Here is a 21,388-nt window from a genome sequence, read left to right on the forward strand (position 1 = left end):
TTTCGCTGCCTGCCCTGCAGTCGCTGTCAGCTCACCGGTCGTGCCGTCGCTGTCAGTTCTGCCGGCGCTCGGTGCGGAACTGGACGGTTCGGTACTCGGTGAACTCGTTGAACCCCTCCGGCCCGGCCTCACGGCCGAACCCGGAGCCCTTGATCCCTCCGAACGGAATCGCTGGTGACCCGTCGCTGCACGTGTTGACCCAGACCGTGCCGGCCTCGAGTCGGTTGGACAGGGAGAAGGCCCGCTCGACGTCACGAGTCCACAACGAGTGCGCCAGCCCGTACGGTGTGTTGTTGGCCAGAGCGATCGCCTCGTCTGCGTCGTCGAACGTGGTCACGCTCAGGACCGGTCCGAAGACCTCCTCCTGGAACAAGGGAGACTCGGCATCGACCGCGCCGACGACGGTCGGCTGGTAGAACGCCCCGGCGGCAAGATGCTCCTCGCCCGGGGCGCCTCCGCCGTGCAGCAGCTCACCGCCGGCCGCGATGCCCGCGTCGACCAGCCGGACGACCTTCTCCACATGGTGTGGATGGATCAAGGCACCCAGGTCGGAGTGAGGATCGTCAGGCAGTCCCACTTTGAGCTGCCCGACCCTCTTGATCACCGCGGCGACCACCTCCTTCGCGACCCGGCGGTCGACCAGCAGCCGTGAGCTCGCGACGCAGGACTCGCCCTGGTTGGCGAAAGCACCGAAGACCACGCCTTCGGCCGCCGCCTCGAGATCGGCGTCCGCGAGCACCACGTTCGCGGTCTTGCCGCCGAGCTCGACGCCGACCCGGGTCACGCTGTCCGCTGCCGCCTTGAGCACCGAACGGCCTGTGGCTGTGGAGCCCGTGAACGACACGTACCTGACGAGCGGGTGTTCGACCAGAGCAGACCCGACCACTGGACCGGTACCGGTCACGACGTTGACCAGCCCGGGCGGGAAGCCGGCGGCATCGACCAAGCGAGCCAGCTCGAGGGCCGAGCTGGAGGTGAACTCCGACGGCTTGATGACCACCGCACAGCCCGCCGCGAGCGCGTACGGCAGTTTCTGCAGGGCGATCAGCGCGGGGAAGTTCCACGGCAGGATGAGACCGGCCACGCCGACCGGCCGGCGGTCGGCGATCACGGAGTAGCCGGGGCTGATGCCGGTGAAGGATTCTCCTCGCAAGGTCCTGGCGATCGCGGCGGCCTGCTTCACGTGGGCCACCCCCTGCTGCAGATCGCCGAGGGCGAAGCGGTACGGCTTACCGACTTCCTGGGCGTCGAGCCAGGCCAGCTTCTTCTGGTGTTCCGCAACCAGAGCAGCGAGATTGTCGAGTAGTTCGGCCCGGGCCATCGCCGACGTACGCTGCCACCGAGTCGATCCGAAGGTGGCGTATGCCGCGCGGACGGCGGCGTCGACGTCGTCCGCCGAGCCGTCGGCGTACTCGGCGACCAGGACGCCGGTGGCCGGCGCGAAGCGTTGCAAGGGCGGCCCGGTCAACGACCGGCCCGCCACATGGTGGCCGAAGGTCCTCGGTGTGGTGAGGTCGGATTCGATGGTTCGGGTCATGATGGTGCACCTGCTTTCGTAATGAGTCAGATCGCTTCAGTCGAAGGCTTCGAAGGCCGACGTGGGTGCGTCCGGAGGAAGCCGGTAGATCGGGCCGCGCTCGACCACTCCGTCCAGCAGGCCGTCGTCGACCGCTCGCAGGACGTCTTCGGAGTTCACCGGCTTCGCCTCTTCGTAGCGATACCCCAGGGCTGCGGTGACTTCGTTGGACATCAGGTAGCCGCCGGCAACGATGACGCTGACGGAGCTGTAGACAGTGGGTTCTCGCCGCAGGGCGACGACGGCCTCGGCGGGCGCCAGGCCGCAGATGAGTTCCAGGGCCTCGTCCAGATCCGGCCGCAGATCGGGCCGGACTCTGAGTACCTTGTCCAGCAGGTCGTCGTGCAGACCCACAGCGGAGGCCGCCGGCAGTCCGTCGCCACCGGGAATCAGATGATCGATCAGCGCGCGCCAATCCTCGGTCGCGCCGTTCGCCGCACTCATGCCGACACCCGCACGTCTGCGCGCTGCGCGATCAGGTGCCGGATCGACCGCAGCGCGGCCGCCGCGATCGTCGCGGTCGGATTGACCCCGGACGCGGTCGGGAAGGTACTGCCGTCGATCACGAACAGGTTCTCGACGTCATGGCACCGGCCCCACTGATCGACCACGGAACCGGCCGGATCGTCACCCATCACGGTCGTGCCGAGCAGATGCCAACCGGTACCCCGGAGGTGGCTGTTGAAGATCGTCTCCCGGGCGCCCATCACCTCGAGGACCTCACCGATCCGGGCCAGGTTCCACTCCATCATCGCTTCGGAGTTGGCGGAGATGCGGTAGCTGATGCTGACACCGGGTACTCCGCGGGCGTCGGTGTCAGCCGAGATCGTGACCCTGTTCCCGGGATCGGGGAGGTCCTCACAGATGACGCCCCAGAAGGCGGCTCGGCCGAACCGTTCGCGCAGTACGGATGTGAACCGCGGGCCCCAGACCGGCTCGTCGCCCCAGACGCCCGGCAGCATCGCGGTCAGCGGTCCACCGGCCGGCATCAGTTCCCACTTGGCCCCGCGAACGAACCCGCGGGACAGGTCCGTCTCGTAGAACTGCAGCGAGTGCAGATACTGCCCGAACGGGCCCCGCCAGGACTCCATGTCCTCGTCGAACAAGCCGATGGCATTGCCGAACGGATGCATCATCAACCGGCGACCGACCAGGTCCGTGCTGTTGGCGATCCCGGATCCGTCGGCGGAGTTCAGCAGGATCCGCGGTGTGCCGAGTGCGTTGGCGGCCAGGATCACCACGTTCGCGCGGAGCTGGTGGTGGCTGCCGCTCTCGTCCACGTAGACGACCCCGCAAGCTCGCCCGCGGTCGGTGAGTACCTGTTCGACCGTGACACCGGCCCGCAGCTCGAGGCCCGCGGCAACCAGTCCGCGCCAATGAGTCCGATCCACCGAGCCCTTGGCGCCGGTCGGGCAGCCGAACGGGCAGGCCGTCCGCTGGCCGCACACGTGCAGCGGTCCGTAGTCCCTGGTGGCGATGGCGTTGGTACCTGGCCACCAGTGCCAGCCGAGTTCGTGCATCGCCTCGGCACCCCGGCGGCCAACCTTGTTCAGCGGTACGGGTGGCAGCGGCGGGTCCTCCGCCGCGGGGAACGAGGTGTCGCCGCCGAACCCGCTGATGCCGAACTGCTGCTCGATCTCGGTGTAGTAGGGCTCGAGATCCCAGTAGCTGTACGGCCAGTCGTCACCGACACCGTCCATCATCCGGGTCCGGAAGTCCGCTGGAACGAAGCGTTCCCAGTGGGCCGCGTAGATGACGCTGGCGCCGCCGACCCCGGCGTACATCAAGGCGGTGATGTCCGACTCGCGGTCGTCGACCGGGTAGTCGCCGAAGCCACGACGGACGTTCGGGTCCCAGTTCCAGTGCTTGCGTGCTCCCAGCTCGAAGTCGGCATGGCCGGAGCGGGCCTTGGCGTAGTCGGGCCAGTCGCCCTGCTCGAGGCAGACGACCCGGTATCCGTGGTCGGTGAATTCCTTGGCCGCCACCGCGCCGGCCGGGCCCGCGCCGACGATGACGACGTCGATCGTCTCTGCCATCTGGATGACCTCCATGGTGGGGAGTTCGTAGTACTCAGGTCAGGTCGTCGACGTTCGTCGGTGGACTGACTCCGCGACGCCGGTTGATCAGTGCGGCGGCTGCCATCGCGCCGATCGTGCAGAGGTAGGGCAGCATCTGGATGAACTGCACCGGGACGAGTCCGTGCAGGCCCAGCTGGGACCGGACCCCGATCCCGTCGGCCAGGCCGAAGAACACGGAGGCGGCCGCTACGCCGGCCGGCGACACTCCGCCGAGGAGGACGGCGATGAAGGCGAGATATCCGCGTCCCTGAGTCATGTTCTCGGAGAAGCTCTGCACGTTGGCCAGGGCCAGTTCCGTCCCTGCCAGCGCGCAGCAGACGCCGGCTGCGCACAGCGCGGCGAGCCGAGTCAGCACGACGTTCACGCCGGCACTGCGGGCGGCGAACTCGTCGACGCCACAGACCGACAGACGCAGGCCCCACCGGGTCCGGGTGAGGATCAGCACCGCTGCGATGGTGAGCGCGACAGCGACGTAGGTCAGCACCGTCAGCTTGCCGAGTGGTGCGAGCGGACCGTTCGTGAGATCGAGCGGCCGAGGCAGCGCGGCGTCGGTGTGGATGGCCGCCTGCGATCCGAAGATGGTGACGAGTGCGAACGTCGTACCGGCGGCCGCGGTCATCGAGATCGCGAGCCCGACGATGATCGCGTTGGCCTTGAGTTGGCTGATCAACAACCAGAACACGACCGAGATGACCAGGTTGACGCCGATCGCGGCGACCAGGGCCAGGGCCAGTGAGCCAGTCCGCACGGTCACCGCGACGACGGTGAACGCGCCACTCAACATCAGGCCTTCGAGACCGAGGTGCAGTACGCCGCTCCGTTGGGCGATCAGGCCGCCCAGCGCGGCCAGCCAGATCGGCGTGGCCGCCTGGAGGCAGAGAACGAGTAGATCCATCATCGCGCCACCACCTCCCGGCGGCGCGCGACCGGCCGATCCGCTACTTCGCTCGTTCCGCCGGCAGTGGGTGCTCGTCTCCTGCGTCGCCTGCGCCGCAGCAGCGGAATGCCTGTTGCGGTGATCAGGAGCGCGATCACGCCGCTGAGGAGATCGATGCCGCTCTGGGGCAGGTTGGTGACCACCGGAAGATACAGCGAGGCCGCTCGCAGCGCGCCGAAGAAGAGCGCGGCCAGGAGAACCCCGAGTGCTCCGAGACCACCGACAAGGGCAACGACCACGGCCATGAAGCCCACCTGGGGTGAGAATCCGGCCCGCAGACTCCCGGCCGGTCCGAAGGCCTCGACTGCACCAGCCAGACCGGCACAGCCGCCACTGAAGCCGAACACCACAAGCCCGACGCCGGTCGAGTTGATGCCCTGCCACCGCGCCATCACAGGATTGCGGCCAACCAGGGAGATCTCCAGACCGGTACGGGTCCAGTTGACCAGGATCGCTGTGACCGCGACGGCGGCCGCGCAGATGACGAAAATCGGGACGGAGACCCCGGTAGAGGTACTGATCCGATAGCCGGCGTCGATGCTTTCGGAGGTGGCGGCTTGACCGGTGCCGGCCCGGCTCTTCAGCGGACCGGAGGTGGACCACTGCAACAACAGGACGGCGACGAAGTTGAGCATCAGGCTGGTCACCACTTCATCGGCGCCCAGCAGCAGCCGCAACAGCCCCGCTGCCAGTGACCACACCGCACCGGCCAGAACGGCCGCGACGAAGGCCAGCGGGATGACGAGGACGGGTGCTCGGCCGTCTCCCCAGAGACCGACGACCAGGCTCGCCATCGCGCCGACGTACATCTGTCCTTGCGCGCCGACGTTGAAGTAGCCGGCCTTGAAGGCGACCGCGATCCCCAGCCCCATCAGGAGAAGCGGCACCGTCCATCGCAAGGTCTGTTCGGCGGCGGACGGGCTGGTGACGCTGCCGGCCAGGACTCCGTCGACGACTGCGGTGACGCTGTAGCCGAGCAGGCCGTAGATGAGCAGGACCAGAACGATCGCGATGCTCACCACGCTGAGCGGCCGAAGCACCCCGCGGACCCGGCCCGCGATCATGACGGCTCTCCGGCCGTCATCGCCCAGCCGATCGCCGCGCGATCGAAAGGTGCGGTGAACACCCCCGTCGGCCTGCCGCCGCACAGGACTACGATCCGATGACTGAGCAGGAAGAGTTCGTCCAGGTCGGCCGACACCAGCAACATCGCCGTACCGCTTCCGGTGGCCGTCGCCATCGCGCTCCGGACTGCCGTGGCGGCCCCGAGGTCGAGGCCCCTGGTCGGATGGGCGGCCACGATGAACCGGACGCCCTCGTTGAGCTCGCGAGCCAGGATGAGCTTCTGGACGTTGCCTCCGGACAGGTCGCCGGCCGGCTGCTGCTCGCTGCGGTACCGCACGTTCCATCGATCCAGGTCGTTGCGGCACCGTTGGCGTTGCCGTCTCCTTGCCAGCCACCAGCGGTCTGTCGATCTCCGCAGGACGGCGTGGTTCTCCCACAACGACCCGGACCGGCTGACGCCTTCGACATTGCGGTCGAACGGAATCGCCCGAAGGCCCAGCGACCGACGCTTCCGGACCGAGGCGCCGGTGATCTCGACGCCGTCGAGCCACACCTGTCCGTCGTCCAGCGGAGCAACGCCGATGAGTGCCTCCACCAGGCTCCGCTGGCCGTTGCCCTCCACCCCGGCGATGCCGACGATCTCACCCGCGGCGATCTCCAGCCCGGGAAGATCGATGGCGGCGTCGTGTCCGCTGGCCCGGCTCGCCAGCGCCGTCGCACGCAATACGACCGGCGCGCCTTCCGGCGGTGGGGCGACCTTCGGCGGATCGGGCGTCGCTTGTCCCACGATGAGCTCGGCCAGGTCTTGCCGGGATACCTCACCAGGGTCGGTCGGTGGCAGAACCAGTCTGCCGTCGCGGAGCACCGTGACGGTGTCCGCGATCTCGTACACCTCGCTGAGCTTGTGCAGCACCAGCAGGAGGCAGATCCCGCTGTCGGCCAGCTCCCGGACCCGCTCGAACAAGGCGGTGATACCGGGTGGTGGCAGCACTGCCGTCGGTTCGTCGAGGATCAGCACCCGGGGTTGGGAGACGAGTGCCCGGGTGATCTCCAGCGCCTGGACCGACTCGACCGGCAGCGAGCCGATCTTGGCGTCCGGGTCGACCTCCACCCCGGTCCGGGCCAGAGCCGCGGCGGCCCGGACTCTCAGCGCGCGCCGACTGAAGAGCTTGGCGGCTCCCGCTGCGGAGCTGAACAGTTCGAGCGCCTGGGCGACGGTGAACTCTCGTGGCAGTGAGAAGTGCTGATGGACCAGCTCGACGCCGCGCTGCCGGGCGCCGGAGACGCTTCCCCAGGGCAACTCGGCTTCGTCGACCCGTACTCGCCCCGCGACCGGTTCCTGCAGACCACCCACGACTCGGGCCAGCGTGGTCTTGCCTGCGCCGTTCTGGCCGACGACGACGTTGACTGCCCCACCTCGCCAGCTCGCCGAGACGCCGTCGAGGGCTGAGAACGAGCCGAACCGTACCGCCAGGTCTTCACAGTCGAGCGTGACGGCTGCCTCGGCCCGGGTGCGTGCCCCGGCCGGCCCGTCCTGGGCGTCGAGGATGCTCATGGCTCAGAATCCGGTCGTGTCGAAGGGCACTGTGATCTTCTTGTCGACGATGCCCCGACGTGCCTTCTCCACTGCTGTCCAGGCCGGTGGGAGCTTGGCTCGAGGACCCTCGGCGCCGGTACCGCGGAACAGTTCCGCCTTGTTGAGCGCGGTGCCGTCGTTGCTCAGATCCGCGACCAGGTGACCCGCCTTCCAGGTACCGCGCTGGACCTCGGACAGCTGCTGGTAGACCGTGACGTCGTAGTTTTGCGATGCGGTGGCCACCACCACGTCTGCGCCGTCCTGGCTCTCCAAGGTGTCGGTGATGACGAGTCCGCCGCTCTGCCTCGCGGCCTTGACCACGCCGACGGACGAGCCGCCGCCGTACGAGAGCACGACGTCGACGCCGCGCGCCAGGAGCGTCTGTGCGACCTGCTGGCCCTTCACCGGATCGGACCAGTTCCCGACCACGGCTCCGAGCACCTGGACGGCCGGATCGGTGGCCCGGACCCCGGCGACGAAGGCGTGGTAGTCGGCATTCACCTGAGGCGAGGCCACCCCGCCGACGAAGCCCACCTTGGTCCCGCCGGTGGCCGTGGCCGCGAGCACGCCGGCGAGAAAGCCGGGTGCACCGGTGTCGTAGCTGATGGTTCGGACGTTGCTCAGTTCCGCCTTGCGCGGATCCGCGTAGAGATGGATCCACTGGGTGTCGGGGAATTCGGGAGCCACTGCGGTGATCGCCTCGGTGAATCCCGTGTAGGCGACGATCACGACGTCCAGCTTCGCCTGACCAAGGTTGCGCAGCGTCGACTCGTACGTCGAGGTGTCCGTCGCCTCGATATGCCGGGTCTTGAGCCCGAACTCGGCCTTGGCGCGGTCGAGCCCGGCGAGCATCTGATCGGTCGGGCCTCCATCGCCGGCCCGTTCGGGAGTCACCAGAGCGACCGATTGTCCGCTCGACGACGCTTCCTCGCCGGCGGCCCGGCCACACGAGGCCACGAGCGCCGCAGCGGACAGTCCTGCCAGCAGGGCGACGAGAGCACGTCCGCTCCGCAGTGGATGGTTACCGAACATCACACACCTCGCTTCTTAGGAGTGCGTGACCTCACCTGAGCGATCCCAGAACGGCTGGGCGATGGCGGATCACTGCGATCAGCGTAGGGAAAGGTGATCAGATCGTCTACCTATTGTTCGGTATTTATTCCGCGATTGACCATGATCAATCTGATCGTAGGGTGAGAGGACGAGGTGCGGCCGCGCTGCCGGTCCGGATCAGTGCGGAGGTGATCACAGGGCGTGAACGTGCCTCGCCCCTGATCAGAGGTGGCCGATCAGGGGCGAGGTGAAATGGTGCGGACTGAGGGGTCAGGGCGTCAGCACCATTTCGCTGCGGCTGGGGAGATGCCGCAGCGCGTCGGCCAGTGCTTGCGCCACCCCGACCGTGACCTCCACCGGTGCGACGCCGGCATTGAGCCGGATCGATCTGTCGTGCCCCGGTCCGACGTAGAAGGGGTCGGCGCCAGCCAGCAGGAAGCCTGCCCGGGCAGTCTCGGCGACCAGTTCGCCCGCATGTCCACCGGCAGGGAGTGAGAACCACAGGTGCAGACCGTCGGCGCCGATGACGGGGGAGATGACACCGCCGGTGCGTTCCTGGATCAGTGCGCCCAGTGAACTGCGTCGTGCCGCGTAAGTGCTGCGCGCGAGATCCAGGGCGCGATCGGTTTCAGGATCGGCCAGCAGTGCCGCAAGGGCGCGCTGGGCGGTGCGTGGTGTCCAGCCGTCGGCGAAGGACTTGGCCAGGCTCAGTCGACTGCGGACCTCGTCATCGGCCACCGCGGCGGCCAGCCGAAGGTCCGGTGCCAGGCACTTTGAGAAGCTGCGCACGTAGATCACCCGAGCGCGCAGCCGTGGGTCGTTGCGGAGGCTGCCGGGCTTCGAGGTGGACGCCTCGGCGAAGTGGTCGTCCTCGACGATCCAGACGTCGGGGTATGCGGCCAGTACCTCGGCGAGCTCATCCTTGCGTTCGGTCGTCCAGCTGGACCCGGTCGGACTATGGGCTCGCGGGGTGAACAAGACCAGCCGGGCGCCCTTGGCCAGTGCTGCCTCCAGACCCTCCGGCCGGACCCCCTCGTCGTCGAGCGGCATTCCGACCAGGTGCAGCCCGCCGCGCTCGAAGGTGTCCATCGCGGTCTGGTAGCCAGGCTCCTCCACCGCGGCGATGACAGGTTCTGTACCGGTCCGGTCCGCGTGCAGCAGCTCGACCACGAGCGCAAGCAGCTGCTGGGTCGAGCTGGTGATCAGGATTTCGCCTGACTCGGCTGCCACTCCGTCGGCCTCCAGCCGCGGAAGCAGTTGCTCCACCAGCGTCGGGTCGGTTTCCACCCGCATCGGATACTGCAACTCCGCGACGGTCAGGTTGTCTGCCGCGGTCCGCCAGGCGCGGCGCAGGGCGGTAGTGGGGAGCAGTGCGGGATCCGGGCCCCCGCGCATCAGGTCGACCGCGTCAGGGAACGCCAGCCGGAGTCGCGTCTCGGCGCTGGCCAGGGCACGGCGCCGCCAGGCGGTCGACGCGGGGACGAACAGACTGCTGCTGGGGATGTGGAGCGGCTGCCGATCGGTTGCGACGGTGGGTGCCCCCGCCGAATGACTGACGAAAGTCCCGCGCCCGACCTCGCCGATGGCCAGGCCATCAGCCCGCAGGCGGTTGTAGGCACTTACCACGGTAGTGGCGCTGATCTCCAGCAGTTCGGCCAGTTCACGAACTGTCGGGAGGCGGTGGCCGTCAGCGAGTTCACCGCTGCGGATGGCGTCGCTCAGCACGTTGGCGATCCGTTCGTACAGGGGGCGGCCGTCCTCGGCGACCTTGCGGATCTCGCGTGCGCGCTCCCAGACATCATTAGACATGGGAATATTCTATGAACAAATGGCGCATTAGGCCACATTGTGACAGAGCGGAGGAGTGGGTATGAGCTTACCGACCGTACTTCTGGCCGGAGCCCTGGATACCAAGAGTGAGGAATATCGACTCGCCTGTGACCTGGTCGCGGCGCGCGGACTACGGCCTCTGCTGGTGGACGTCAGCGTGCTGGGTGAGTCGACTGTCGCCGCCGACATCACGCCGGAGGCCGTCTGCGCGGCGGCCGGGGTGACGCTTCAGACCGTGCGTGCGGCCGCGGACCGCTCGACCAGCCTCGAGTTGATGTCGACCGGGCTGGCTCGGATCGTTGCTGATCTCCAGAGCCGGGGGGCGATCCAAGGTGTTCTCGCGATGGGGGGCTCCGGTGCCTTGACCGTCGCGGCGCCGGCGTTCCGGGCGCTGCCCCTCGGCGTACCGAAGGTCATCCTGACCACTATGGCCGCCAGCGATCTGTCGGCGGTGATCGGGCCGAGCGATCTGCTGGTGATGCCGGCTGTGGTCGATCTGGCCGGAGTGAATCGCGTCAATCGCTTCCAGATCGATCGCGCGGTGGCCACCGTGGCGGCCATGATCGGAGTGCCCGCTGATCTGGGCGGCGGAGCGCCTGCCGTCGGACTCACCATGCTCGGGGTCACCACGACCGGGGTGACGGGTGCGGCGCGAAGGCTTACCGACGCCGGCTGCGAGGCGCTCACTTTCCATGCGAACGGCGCCGGCGGCAGGGTTCTGGAGGCTCTTGCCGGCAGCGGCTGGCTGCGCGGCGTGCTGGACCTGACCACCGCTGAGATCGCGAGCGGTCTGCTCGGTGGAACCAATGATGCCGGGGCTGAGCGGTTGACCGTCGCCGGGGAGCAGGCGATCCCCCAGGTGGTCTCCGTGGGTGGCTGCGATCTGGTCATCTTCGGCGGGCCGGACGCCGTGCCCGCGCAGTACAGGGAGCGCACCTTGTACCAGCACGGGCCGACCGCGACCCTGATGCGGACCTCGATCGAGGAATGTGCCCTGATCGGTGCCGAGATCGCCCGCAGGCTGACAGCGGCCCGAGGGCCGGTGACGGTGCTGCTGCCGACCGCCGGGGTGTCTGCGCTGTCCGAGCAGGGCGGCCCGTTCGAGGATGCGGCGGCCGACGAGGCGCTGACCGCGAGTCTGCGCAGCGGTCTGCCGGCGAATGCCACCTGCGAGGTGGTCCCCGGTGCGCTGAACACGCAAGCCTTCGGCGAGCGGGCCGCGGAGCTCCTGATCGCCGCGCTCTGACCCTGGGCTCTCTGGGCCCTGTGCTGCACCGAATCCCTGTGCTGCTGTTGGCAGAATAATGTTTCCAGATCAATCCCTTTACAATATGTGCACCAAGTATTAGTGTGCGGTGTGCCGGGGAGAGCGGTGACTGCCCGGCGGCCGTGTCAGGCTGACGGCCGCCGATCAGATCTCCGGCGCGTCGTGGCGCAGCTCGAACGGCTCCGTGTTCACAGGTTGCGTGCCGTCACCGAGGGTGCTGGCGGACGTGGATCAGACATCTGGAGGGATCAACATGGCTGGCAGAGAACCGGTCCTCGATCGCCAACAACTGGTGCGTGGGTTCGAGGAGCGCAGAGCCCGCGGGATTCCACTGATCGGCGCCGGTGCGGGCACCGGGCTGTCCGCCAAGTGCGCGGAGGTGGCGGGCGTCGACTTCATCGTGATCTACAACGCCGGCCGCTTCCGGATGGCCGGCCGCGGCTCGATGGCGGGCATGATGCCGTACGGCAACGCCAACGACATCGTGGTCGAGATGGCGGCCGAGGTTCTTCCGGTGGTGAGCACCACCCCGGTGCTGGCCGGCGTGTGTGCCACCGATCCGTTCAAGAACATCCCCTTGTTCCTCGAGCAGCTGAAGCTGATGGGGTTCGCGGGAGTGCAGAACTTCCCGACCGTGGCCCTGCTCGACGGCGACACCCGGATCAACCTCGAAGAGACCGGTTACGGGTTCGACAAAGAGGTGGAGATGGTCGCCACCGCCCGCGAGCTCGGGCTGCTGACCGCCACCTATGTGCGGACCACCGACGAAGCCCGGCAGATGACCGCCGCCGGTGCGGATGTCGTCGTCGCTCACGTCGGACTGACCTCAACCGGCCTCCTCGGCGCCAAGACCGGTCTGAGCCTGGCCGCCGCCGCCGAACGGGTCCAGCAGATCCGCGATGCCTGTGCCGCCCAGCGGCCCGACGTCCTGGTCGTCTGCCACGGCGGTCCGATCGCGACCCCGGACGATGCCCAGCAGGTGCTGCAAGCGACCGAGGGGGTCGCAGGTTTCCTGGGGGCTTCGAGCATGGAACGGATCCCGGTGGAGGAAGCCATGGTGGACACGATGCGCCGCTTCAAGTCGATCAAGCTCGGCGAGCGGGATGCCGCCGTCGGCGAGTTCCGGACAGGAGAACAGTGATGCGGCGGTTGACCCAGCAGGAAATGATCGAGGACCCGACCCCGGTGCCCGAGCCCGAGCGGTTCACCGGCCCCGCTTTCAGCTGTGTGGTCCAGAGCGCGGCCGCGTCCAAGGCGACGAGCGCGCTGATCCGGTTGCCGGACGGCTCCCGTGGTCACTGGCACCGCCACTCCGAGGGACAGCTGGTCCATGTGGTCAGTGGTCGCGGTTACGTCGGCCGGCGGAACGCGGAGCCGTTGGCGATCGAGGAAGGCGACACGATCTGGATCGAGCCGGACGAGGAGCACTGGCACGGCTCGGCCGAAGGTGTGGAGCTGGCGCAGCTCGCGGTGTCTTTCGGCGCGATCACCTGGCTCGAACCGTCATGACGGCGGAGCTCTCGTCCAGGGTCGGGAAGGACGTGTGGTGGCGCGACTTCGCAGACCGCATCCGGACGGCCTTCAACGCCCCGCTGCCCGCGCCGGTCCGTCATGAGGCGCTCCGATCGCTGGTGAACGTGCTCGGCGTAGGGCTGGGTGCCAGCCGGTCCGAGGAGGTCGGGCGGCTGGTGCGGCTGGCTCTCACCCGACCTCCCGGTTCGGTGCCGGTGATCGGCCGGACGGAGCAGGTCGACGCCTACCAGGCAGCTCTGATCGCGGGATTCGCGGCGCACCTGGACGACTTTGACGACACCCATCTGGCAACGGTGATCCACCCGGGTGCCAGCTGCCTCGGAGCTGTGTGGGGCATGGCGGGACAGGCCGGCGGACAGGATCACGACATTCTCCGGGCGTTCGCGATCGGCTGTGAGGCTCAGCTGCGCCTGGGCATGGCGGTCACCCCTGGGCACTACCAGCGCGGCTGGCACATCACCGGTACCTGCGGGGTCGTCGGCGCTGCAGTAACCAGTGCGTTGCTGATGGATGCGTCGGTCGAGCAGGTGGCCGTCTCGATCCGTCTTGCCGCTGCGCAGACCCTCGGTCACCGGGAGGCGTTCGGCACCGAGCTGAAGCCACTGCACGCAGGCAAGGCTGCGGCGAACGGTCTCGTCGCCGCGTCGACGGCGAAGCGTTGGCTCGACGAGGACGGCGGGCTGTCCGCCGAGGGCGAGCGCAGCATGCTGCCGTTGCTGCGGACGCTGTCCGCCGACAATGATCCTGATCGGTTGCTGACCGGCTTCGGTGAGCACTGGGAACTGCTGTCCAACACCTACAAGCCGTATCCCTGCGGAATCGTCGCGCATCCAGGGATCGATGCGGCGATCGAGGCGTCCGGGCAGCACGAGGTCCGGCCGGACGAGATCGAGCGGATCGACTACGAGTGTCATCCCCTGGTGCTGGACCTGATGGGCAACCTGGACCCGGAGACAGGTCTGCAGGCCAGGTTCTCGGCCGTCCACGGGGTCGCGGTCGGACTGCTCGCCGGGACGGCCGGGTTGGCGCAGTTCGAGGACGAGTCGGCCCGCTCCGACGAGGTTCGGAGCCTTCGGCAACGAATTGTGCTGGTGCCGCGGTCGGACCTGAACCGCGATCAAGCGAACCTGCGCATTGTGCTGCGATCGGGCCGGGAGGTGGTTTCGGCCGTCCGGGCCGCGCGGGGAAGCTTGAGCCGCCCGCTGTCGGACGAGGAACTGGTCGCGAAGGTCGATCAGCTGGTGGCGCCACTGGGGTCGGTCAGCGGAATCGACCTTTGGAACCTGGTGGACAGCTTGGAACGTGGTTCGCGGTGGCGGGATCTCGTCGTCTCGGTAGCCGGTCAGACCCAGGGGAGTGAGGCTTGATGAGAGGTCCGACCTGGCAGCTCGCGGGATTCGCTCTGGCCGAGGTTCGGCTGCCGGAGGGCGTCGCGGCCGGGATCAGCAGGCTGCTCGACCAGGCGGCGGACGAGCTCGGTCCACCGCCCGTCCAGTGGGAGCCGGCGGCGTTGGACGGGACCGGGATCTGGCAGCGGTACTCGTCGGCAGACACCCAGGCCGAGGCGATGCTGATCGTGTCCGGAACCGCTCAGGCGGCCCGGGCGCTGGTCGACGACCGCGGCCTGGTGACGGCGGCGGCGGTAGGAGTGGAGACCGGTCTGCGGCTCCGTGCCGCGCTCGCGGAGCAGCTTGGCCGGGAGGGCTGGGACCCGGTGGGTGTCTCGGTCACCTGCGGCGTCGCGCTGGCTGTGAGCCGGTTGCTGGAGGCAACAATCGACAGTGCGGCCCGGGCCCTGAGCATCGCGTCCACGCAGGCCGCCGGCCAGCTGCACGAAGGCGGAACCAGAGTCGCCGGCTTCCAGTGGACGCGTGCCGTCGCGAACGGTATCGAGGCCGCTGAACTGGCGTTCGCCGGCTTCACCGCACCGGTGACCGGTATCGAGGGTTCGCGCGGGCTCGTCGCTCTGCAGGCACCTGGCGCGGACATCGCAACGATCTGTGCCGGACTCGGCCAGACCTGGCTGCTCGGCGAACTGGTCGCCTCATGACTGCGCCGACCCGGTCCCTCGCCGACCGGGTGCGGCCGGAATCGACCGCACTCGTGCTGATCGACATGTCCAACGACTTCGTCCATCCGGAGGGCAAGGCGGCTCGCCTCGGCGGCCGGGACCTGAGTGCCGCGTGGACCGCTGTACCGGCCATGCAGCGGTTGCATGCTGCGGCCCGAGCGGCCGGTGTCACGGTCGTGCATGTACAGCACACCACCATGCCTGGCGGCGCGAGCGACTCTGGTCCCTGGGTCGACGCACGTCAGCGCGCGACGTATTCGGCGCCGGACATCTGTCTGGACGGGACCTGGGGCCAGGAAATCATCCCCGAACTCCGGCCCGCCGACGGTGACCTCACCGTGAAGAAGCACCGGTACGGCGGATTCACCGGGACGAACCTCGAGCTCGTGCTGCGCAGTACCGGGACGACCAACGTCATCTGCTGCGGCGTCTCGACCAACGTCTGCGTCGAGACGACGGCCCGTGAAGCGTTCAGCCGGGAGTTCTTCGTCGTCATCCCCGCCGATGCCTGCGCGTCCTGGGACATGCGCCTGCACGAAGCCACGCTGGAGTCGGCCAGGCACCGCTATGCCGTCGTCACCACTACCGAGGAGATCCTGACCGCGTGGTCGGGAGTCCAGCCTTCCTGAACGATCGGAGATCGACCGATGATCGCAGAACTCAGGTACTACACCATCACTCCCGGCAAGGCCGAGGACCTGTTCGCGCAGTTCCGCGAGGTCAGCCTGCCGCTGTTCGAACGGCACGGGATCTCGGCGCACGGTCCCTGGCTGCGCACCCTGCAGAAGGGGGAGCAGCTCGTCTACATCGTCGAGTTCGAGGACGAGGGCGACAAGGAGCGGCGGTGGGCCGCCTTCCGCGACGATCCCGACTGGGTCGCGGTGCAGCAGGCCGGAGCCGGTCAGCCTCCACTGGTGGCCGGGATCGACACCGTGGCGCTCGAGCGCTGACCGCGGACAGGAGATCCGAATGGCCGTCTTCCATCTGGTGATGGCTCGAGCCAGGCCGGGCCGGGAGGTCCAGGTCACCGAAGTGCTTTCGTCCCTCGCGACCTTCGCGGAATCGCTGTCGGCGGTGCGGACGAGCTCCGGGCCCGACATCAGCGAGGAAGGGTTCCAGCAGGGGTACACGCACGCGCTGGTGATCGAGTTCGGCGACGAGACCGGGCGCGACGCCTATCTGAAGCACCCCGGCCACGAGGAGCTGGCGGGGGTGCTGATGGCCGAGACCGAGCACTGTCTCGTGCTCGCGATCGAAGCCGGCCAGGGGCTCGTGCCCGAACGGGTCGGCTGACGATGATAGCCACGGCCGCGGACGGCACCGAGCTTCATGTCGAGGTCACCGGGACCGGGCCGACGATTCTCTTCTTGCATGAGTTCGCCGGTGACCATCGCAGCTGGGAACCGCAGGTGCGGCACCTGTCTTCAAGATATCGCTGTGTCACCTATGCCGCGCGAGGCTACGAGCCGTCCGGGGTGCCGACCGATGCGGCCGCCTATTCGCAGCAGATCGCGGTGACGGACGCGCTTGCCGTTCTCGACACGGTCGGTGCGCAGTGGGCGCATCTCGTCGGGTTGTCGATGGGCGGCTTCTGCGCTCTGCACCTCGGGATTCGGTACCCCGAGCGCTGCGGGTCGCTGACCGTGGCCGGCGTCGGGTACGGCGCGGTTCCCGGGCAGGAGGCCGAGTTCCGGGCCGAGGCGGAGGCGGCGGCAGCCGGCTTCCGTGCCGACCCGCAGTCCGCCGCGCAGCGTTATGCGCACGGTCCCACTCGGGTCCAGTACCGCGAGAAGAACCCACGGGGCTGGCGGGAGTTCGCCGCCGTTCTGGCGGGCCACGACGGGGTCGGCTTGGCCAACACGCTGGCCGGGGTGCAGGCCCGACGGCCGTCCCTGACCGGCCTGACCGCAGAGCTGGCGGCAGTCGAGGTCCCGGTCCTGCTGGTGAGCGGCGACGAGGACGACGGTTGTCTGGAGGCGAACCTGATGCTGAAACGCACCATGCCTTCGGCTGCCTGGGCGGTTCTGCCGCGAACGGGGCACACCATCAACCTGGAGGAACCGGCCGAGTTCAACCGACTGGTCGACGACTTCCTGGACGAGATCGGCGTCGGCAGCTGGCGCGGCCGGCATCCAGACTCACTGGGGCGGGGGATCGTCGGCATGGTCGACTAGCGTCTAGCCATAACATTGCGCCAATGTGTTGAGAACATTCCCTTTACAATTGACTGTTGCAATCATAAGATGATCGCCACGACCCGGCACGTGCTCCGGTCGAGACGGTTGAGCGGAGGGTTGACGAGTGACAGAGACAGTCGGATTCATCGGACTCGGGGCGATGGGCCTGGGGATCGCGGCCAACCTGGTCAAAGGCGGTCACGAGGTGGTCGGGTTCGACACCTCGCCCGAGCGTCGAACTCTCGCGGCCGAACGCGGTATCGCGCTGGCGGCCGATGCGGGCGAGGTGATCGGGAAGGCGACGTCCACCGTGTTCAGCGCGGTGCGCACCACTCAGCAGACACTCGACCTGCTGCGCGGGCTGGAGCTCGACCGGCCGCTGACGATCGTGGTACTCAGCACGCTGGACCCGGGCAGCATGCGGAAGCTCGCCGACGAGCTCGCCGAGCACCAGGTGGTCGCGCTGGACGCGACGATGACCGGCGGGGCCTGGGGAGCGGACGCGGGCACCCTGGCCTTCATGGTGTCCTGCCCGGACGAGGTCTTCGCCCGGGTCCGGCCGATGCTCGAGCTCGCCGGCGAGCAGATCTTCCACGTCGGCGATCACGTCGGCACGGCGCAGGCGACGAAGCTGGCCGTACAGCTTGCCTGGGGCATCAACATGCTCGGCGCACTGGAGGCGCTGCGGTTCGCGCAGCGGTACGGGGTCTCGGAGGACCAGCTGATGACGATCCTGTCCCGAAGTGTCGGCGCCAGTTGGGCGTCGGAGAACTGGGAGCGGATCAAACCCTGGTGGCAGGTGCACGAACCCGGCGGCGATCTGGAGATCATCCTCAAGGACCTGCGGTCGGCCCTTCGTGATGCCGACGAGAACGAGGCCTTCATGCCGATGACCGCGATGACCTTCCAGCTGCTGCGCCATGTTTGGGACGGACCGGACAGCGCCGAGCAGCCGGGCCGGGCATGACCGAACGAAGACAGGAGCACACGATGACGACGATGCGAACTGCCGCCGAGTACCGCGAATCCGTGGCCGACGGGCGCCGGGTCTGGTACCAGGGCCGTGTGCTCGGAGACATCGCCGCCGAGCCGATCACCAAGGGTTTGGTCGACAGCTATGCACGCTGGTACGGCTGGCACAGCGATCCGGAGTGGAACGACACCTTGTGGGTGGACGGACCCGAAGGGCGGCAGCCACTGTCTTTCATCGCACCGAAGGATGTCGGCACGCTGCGCAAGCTGGCGGACTCGATTCGCCTGGTGGCGCAGCAAGACGCCGGCACCCTCAGCCACACTCCGGGCTACGGTGCACTGATCATGCTCGGGGTGTCCGACGTCCTCGCCAGCTACGGCGAGTCCGGTGCCGCGGCGACCGCGGAGAAGTACTACCGGTCGATGGCGGCCGGCGGGCGGTTTGTGACCGGCGTCTACGCACCCGCGCAGACCGACCGGTTCCGGCCACCCGAGGAGCGGCTGGCGGTTCAGGTCGTGGAGGAACGCGACGACGGCATCGTGGTCGACGGTGCGCTCGCGATCGGTACCAGCCTGGCCTACTCCGACGAGGTGTTCAGCGCACCGATCCCGTATCCGGGGATGCCGGTCAGCCAGGCGGTCTGGTTCGCTTTCCCGGTGAATGCACCCGGCGTCGAGATGGTGCTGCGGAAGCCGGCGAGCCTCGATCAGGACCCCTTTTCGTTCCCGCTCAGCAGCCGGTTCGACGAGCACGAGTCGGCCCTCATCCTGCGCAAGGTGTTCGTTCCCTGGGACCGGGTGTTCGCCCACCGCGCGCCTGAGACCTGTCTCTATCTGACCCGGGCGATGGGGTGGCTGCTGCTCAGCCACCTTGCCCGCATGCTGGCGCGGTACGAATTCTCGCTCGGCCTCGGCCTTGCGGTGACCAGTTCGCTGAAGACCAGCAAGATCCCTGGCGTGACCGAGGTGCTGACCGATCTCGCGATCCAGACGGAGACGCTGCGAACCGCGCTGTCCGCTTCGGTGGCAGACGCCTCACTGTCGCCGGCTGGCAACCTGCTGCCGGACCTGTCGCACCTCGCGGTCGGCACTCTGCACGGCTTGTCCGGTGAGGCCACGGTGGCGAAGACAGTGCGTACGCTCGCGGGCCAGGGCGTCATGATGGCCCCGACCCAGCAGGACCTCGCGGCAGGGGACCTGCAGCCCTACATCGAGAAGTTGTTCGGTGGCGGCGACCTGTCGGCCCTCGAGCGATCGGCTCTGTTCCACCTCATCACCGACCACACGGCGTCGGCGACGGAGGGCCGGGTGGCGGCCTTCAGCAGCCTCTCTACCGGCGGCGAGCTGCTCTGGCGGCGGCGCCTCCGCTGGGCGTTCAAGCAGTCCGGCCACGACATGGCCTGTGCCGACCTGGTGACGAAGGTACTAAGGGACAGCACCGGGGTGGACCTGGACCTCCGAGCGGACTTCGCGGCCGACGACCCACGGATCCCGGGCTATTGAGATGGAGCCTGGCAGCACTACGATCATGACTGTCCCTCCTGTCGATCGCCTCTCGTTCCGCCGGGTCTGCGGTGCATTTCCGACCGGCGTGACAGTGGTGACGTGCCGGGCCCCCACCGGGGAGCTGCACGGGATGACCGCCAACTCCTTCCTGTCGGTCTCGCTCGACCCGCTGCTGATGCTGGTGTCGATCGCCCAGCAGGCGACGATGTGCCAGGTGCTGGAGGCGTCGTCGTCGTTCGCCGTGAGCATCCTCGCGGAGGGGCAGGCCGACATCTCCAACCACTTCGCCGGGCGCCGTCCAGGGTTGCCCGGAACGCCGTTGGCGACGGTGGCGGCTGCGCCCGAGGCCCAGGTGGTGACGGGCGCCGCGGCTTGGATGGTGCTCGACAAGACCGCCATGATCGACGCCGGCGACCATCGGCTCTTCCTCGGTGCACCGACCGTCATCGAGGCCTCGCAGAGCGCGCCGCTGGTCTTCCATGGCGGCCGGTACCACGAACTGCGTGAAGGATTCGACGCGCATTTACTCGCATTTCTCTGAGGAGGACCCAGATGGACGAGCGTCGACTCCCGGCCGGCAGTCAGCAGTTCGTCGCGCTCGCGGTGAAGCTGGCAGTGGAGAACGTGGACCGCGGGCAGCGACCCTATGGTGCGGTCGTCGTCCGCGACGGCGAGGTGATCGGTGAGGGTGTCAACACCGTGCTGCGTGACGGTGATCCGACTGCTCATGCGGAGACCGAGGCGGTGCGCCAGGCTTGTCAGCGGACCGGCAGCAGAGATCTGAGCGAGGCCTACGTCGCCTCGTCCTGTAAGCCGTGCGAGATGTGCCAGGCGGTGACCCGGCTGGCCCGGATCGATCTGGTGCTGTACGCCGGACTGAGCGGTGGGGGCCCTGATCTCCCCGATCTCGCCGTCTTGTCAGCTCCTGATCCGTCGGCTCAGGAACCCTTCGCCCGCTTCGCTCTGCTGGAGCTTCCGATGCTGGACTGACGTCCTCGCTGGTGATCCCGACCGCGACATCCAAACTGTGCACGGCCGCCGTGTTGAACCCAGACAGCTCTTGCGCGAAGCCGTCGTCCTCAGGCTCCAGAACCGGCCCGGCCACCTAACCTGAAGCCGCTCGACCAAGCGACCCATCGGTGCCTGCCCAACTCTCGAGCTTCGTGTGCGGTCTTTCCCGCCCTGAGGGTAACGGCCCTTCTCGCTTTCGATCTCGTGGAAACGATCGCAGGCTTGCGTCTCCTCCTTCATTCTGTGATCACCACCAGAATGAAGGAGATCAGATCTCGATGACCGCCCGATCGGATCGAATTCAGTCGCCTTGCGGACGTCCCGGTCCTACGCCGGAGTCTGCGTACCAGTCTCGCCCTGCTCGTTGGTCTGGCCGTCGTGGCCGGGAGCCAGCAGCACGGCTTCACCGCCGTCGCGGCGTCCAAGCCGGATCCTGCGATGACCGACGCGGGTAGGCCGCGGACACAGCACGTCGCCTGGCCATCCTCGGCCACCGCCGAGATCGCCGTACCGCAGCCTGGTGACGGAACGAAGCTGAGCCGTTGGAACGCCGTACTGTCCGGCTATCCCGTCGAGGTCAAGCAGCGGGCTCCGGCGAACTGACCGCCGAGCCTCCGCGGACGGCTCGGCGGAGGCGACGCTTGAAACCGTGTTCACTCGAGCGACCACTGTTCACCGTACGCCCTGGGAGGGCTTTCGTGTTCGAGACACTCGGCCGGTTCACCTACCGGCGCCG

Annotated in this window: 22 protein-coding genes; 14 read left to right on the top strand and 8 right to left on the bottom strand. The window is 68.1% G+C overall.

Going from position 1 to position 21,388, the window contains the following annotated elements; genetic code table 11:
• Window positions 1-52 precede the first annotated feature (52 nt).
• From ABD255_RS37830 to ABD255_RS37865, 8 genes are all read right to left on the bottom strand, one after another.
• A complete protein-coding gene (locus tag ABD255_RS37830; RefSeq protein ID WP_344221624.1) occupies window positions 53-1,537 on the bottom strand; it encodes an aldehyde dehydrogenase family protein in 1,485 nt (494 codons plus the stop codon).
• Window positions 1,538-1,573: 36 nt separating this feature from the next.
• Window positions 1,574-2,020 carry a hypothetical protein gene (locus ABD255_RS37835; RefSeq protein ID WP_344221625.1) on the bottom strand — a complete coding sequence of 149 codons (447 nt, stop codon included), beginning with the start codon at window positions 2,018-2,020 and terminating at the stop codon, window positions 1,574-1,576.
• Window positions 2,017-3,612, bottom strand: coding sequence for a GMC family oxidoreductase (locus ABD255_RS37840; RefSeq protein ID WP_344221626.1), 1,596 nt, complete (start codon window positions 3,610-3,612; stop codon window positions 2,017-2,019). Before ABD255_RS37840 ends, ABD255_RS37835 begins: the two co-directional genes overlap by 4 nt.
• 34 nt (window positions 3,613-3,646) lie before the next feature.
• Entirely contained in the window at window positions 3,647-4,552 is a 906-nt protein-coding gene (locus tag ABD255_RS37845; RefSeq protein ID WP_344221627.1) for an ABC transporter permease, read from the bottom strand.
• Complete coding sequence (locus tag ABD255_RS37850; RefSeq protein ID WP_344221628.1) at window positions 4,549-5,655, bottom strand: ABC transporter permease; 1,107 nt, start codon at window positions 5,653-5,655, stop codon at window positions 4,549-4,551. The genes ABD255_RS37845 and ABD255_RS37850 overlap by 4 nt, the downstream gene beginning before the upstream one ends.
• Window positions 5,652-7,211 carry an ATP-binding cassette domain-containing protein gene (locus ABD255_RS37855; protein WP_344221629.1) on the bottom strand — a complete coding sequence of 520 codons (1,560 nt, stop codon included), beginning with the start codon at window positions 7,209-7,211 and terminating at the stop codon, window positions 5,652-5,654. Before ABD255_RS37855 ends, ABD255_RS37850 begins: the two co-directional genes overlap by 4 nt.
• A 3-nt stretch (window positions 7,212-7,214) precedes the next feature.
• A complete protein-coding gene (locus ABD255_RS37860; protein ID WP_344221630.1) occupies window positions 7,215-8,264 on the bottom strand; it encodes a BMP family ABC transporter substrate-binding protein in 1,050 nt (349 codons plus the stop codon).
• Between the two features lie 291 nt (window positions 8,265-8,555).
• Window positions 8,556-10,094 carry an aminotransferase-like domain-containing protein gene (locus tag ABD255_RS37865; RefSeq protein ID WP_344221631.1) on the bottom strand — a complete coding sequence of 513 codons (1,539 nt, stop codon included), beginning with the start codon at window positions 10,092-10,094 and terminating at the stop codon, window positions 8,556-8,558.
• Window positions 10,095-10,155: 61 nt separating this feature from the next.
• On the opposite strand from ABD255_RS37865, the gene ABD255_RS37870 reads away from it, so the two are divergent.
• The 14 genes from ABD255_RS37870 (at window position 10,156) to ABD255_RS37935 (ending at window position 21,255) form a co-directional block, all read left to right on the top strand.
• Complete coding sequence (locus ABD255_RS37870; protein ID WP_344221632.1) at window positions 10,156-11,361, top strand: Tm-1-like ATP-binding domain-containing protein; 1,206 nt, start codon at window positions 10,156-10,158, stop codon at window positions 11,359-11,361.
• Between the two features lie 274 nt (window positions 11,362-11,635).
• Window positions 11,636-12,523 (top strand): phosphoenolpyruvate hydrolase family protein, encoded by an 888-nt coding sequence (locus tag ABD255_RS37875; RefSeq protein WP_344221633.1) that lies wholly within the window; start codon window positions 11,636-11,638, stop codon window positions 12,521-12,523.
• Window positions 12,523-12,891: a cupin domain-containing protein gene (locus ABD255_RS37880; RefSeq protein WP_344221634.1), complete on the top strand. Its 369-nt coding sequence runs from the start codon at window positions 12,523-12,525 to the stop codon at window positions 12,889-12,891. Before ABD255_RS37875 ends, ABD255_RS37880 begins: the two co-directional genes overlap by 1 nt.
• Window positions 12,888-14,282 carry an MmgE/PrpD family protein gene (locus tag ABD255_RS37885; protein WP_344221635.1) on the top strand — a complete coding sequence of 465 codons (1,395 nt, stop codon included), beginning with the start codon at window positions 12,888-12,890 and terminating at the stop codon, window positions 14,280-14,282. Before ABD255_RS37880 ends, ABD255_RS37885 begins: the two co-directional genes overlap by 4 nt.
• Window positions 14,282-14,965: an MmgE/PrpD family protein gene (locus ABD255_RS37890; RefSeq protein WP_344221636.1), complete on the top strand. Its 684-nt coding sequence runs from the start codon at window positions 14,282-14,284 to the stop codon at window positions 14,963-14,965. The genes ABD255_RS37885 and ABD255_RS37890 overlap by 1 nt, the downstream gene beginning before the upstream one ends.
• Entirely contained in the window at window positions 14,962-15,615 is a 654-nt protein-coding gene (locus ABD255_RS37895) for a cysteine hydrolase family protein (protein WP_344221637.1), read from the top strand. Before ABD255_RS37890 ends, ABD255_RS37895 begins: the two co-directional genes overlap by 4 nt.
• Before the next feature lie 18 nt (window positions 15,616-15,633).
• Window positions 15,634-15,936, top strand: a complete 303-nt coding sequence (locus tag ABD255_RS37900) for an NIPSNAP family protein (protein WP_344221638.1) — start codon at window positions 15,634-15,636, stop codon at window positions 15,934-15,936.
• A gap of 19 nt (window positions 15,937-15,955) precedes the next feature.
• A complete protein-coding gene (locus ABD255_RS37905) occupies window positions 15,956-16,279 on the top strand; it encodes a Dabb family protein (protein WP_344221639.1) in 324 nt (107 codons plus the stop codon).
• A gap of 2 nt (window positions 16,280-16,281) precedes the next feature.
• Complete coding sequence (locus ABD255_RS37910) at window positions 16,282-17,160, top strand: alpha/beta fold hydrolase (protein WP_344221640.1); 879 nt, start codon at window positions 16,282-16,284, stop codon at window positions 17,158-17,160.
• A 127-nt stretch (window positions 17,161-17,287) separates the two neighbouring features.
• Window positions 17,288-18,130: an NAD(P)-dependent oxidoreductase gene (locus tag ABD255_RS37915; RefSeq protein ID WP_344221641.1), complete on the top strand. Its 843-nt coding sequence runs from the start codon at window positions 17,288-17,290 to the stop codon at window positions 18,128-18,130.
• 23 nt (window positions 18,131-18,153) lie between these two features.
• Window positions 18,154-19,638 carry a 4-hydroxyphenylacetate 3-hydroxylase N-terminal domain-containing protein gene (locus ABD255_RS37920; protein ID WP_344221642.1) on the top strand — a complete coding sequence of 495 codons (1,485 nt, stop codon included), beginning with the start codon at window positions 18,154-18,156 and terminating at the stop codon, window positions 19,636-19,638.
• 25 nt (window positions 19,639-19,663) lie between these two features.
• The gene (locus ABD255_RS37925; protein WP_344221643.1) at window positions 19,664-20,182 is read left to right on the top strand and encodes a flavin reductase family protein; all 519 of its coding nucleotides are present in this window, start codon (window positions 19,664-19,666) and stop codon (window positions 20,180-20,182) included.
• An 11-nt stretch (window positions 20,183-20,193) separates the two neighbouring features.
• Window positions 20,194-20,631 carry a nucleoside deaminase gene (locus tag ABD255_RS37930; protein ID WP_344221644.1) on the top strand — a complete coding sequence of 146 codons (438 nt, stop codon included), beginning with the start codon at window positions 20,194-20,196 and terminating at the stop codon, window positions 20,629-20,631.
• Window positions 20,632-21,030: 399 nt separating this feature from the next.
• Window positions 21,031-21,255: a hypothetical protein gene (locus tag ABD255_RS37935; RefSeq protein ID WP_344221645.1), complete on the top strand. Its 225-nt coding sequence runs from the start codon at window positions 21,031-21,033 to the stop codon at window positions 21,253-21,255.
• The last annotated feature ends 133 nt before the right edge of the window (window positions 21,256-21,388 follow it).

It is taken from the genome of Kribbella sancticallisti, assembly GCF_039530625.1.
Taxonomy (GTDB): domain Bacteria; phylum Actinomycetota; class Actinomycetes; order Propionibacteriales; family Kribbellaceae; genus Kribbella; species Kribbella sancticallisti.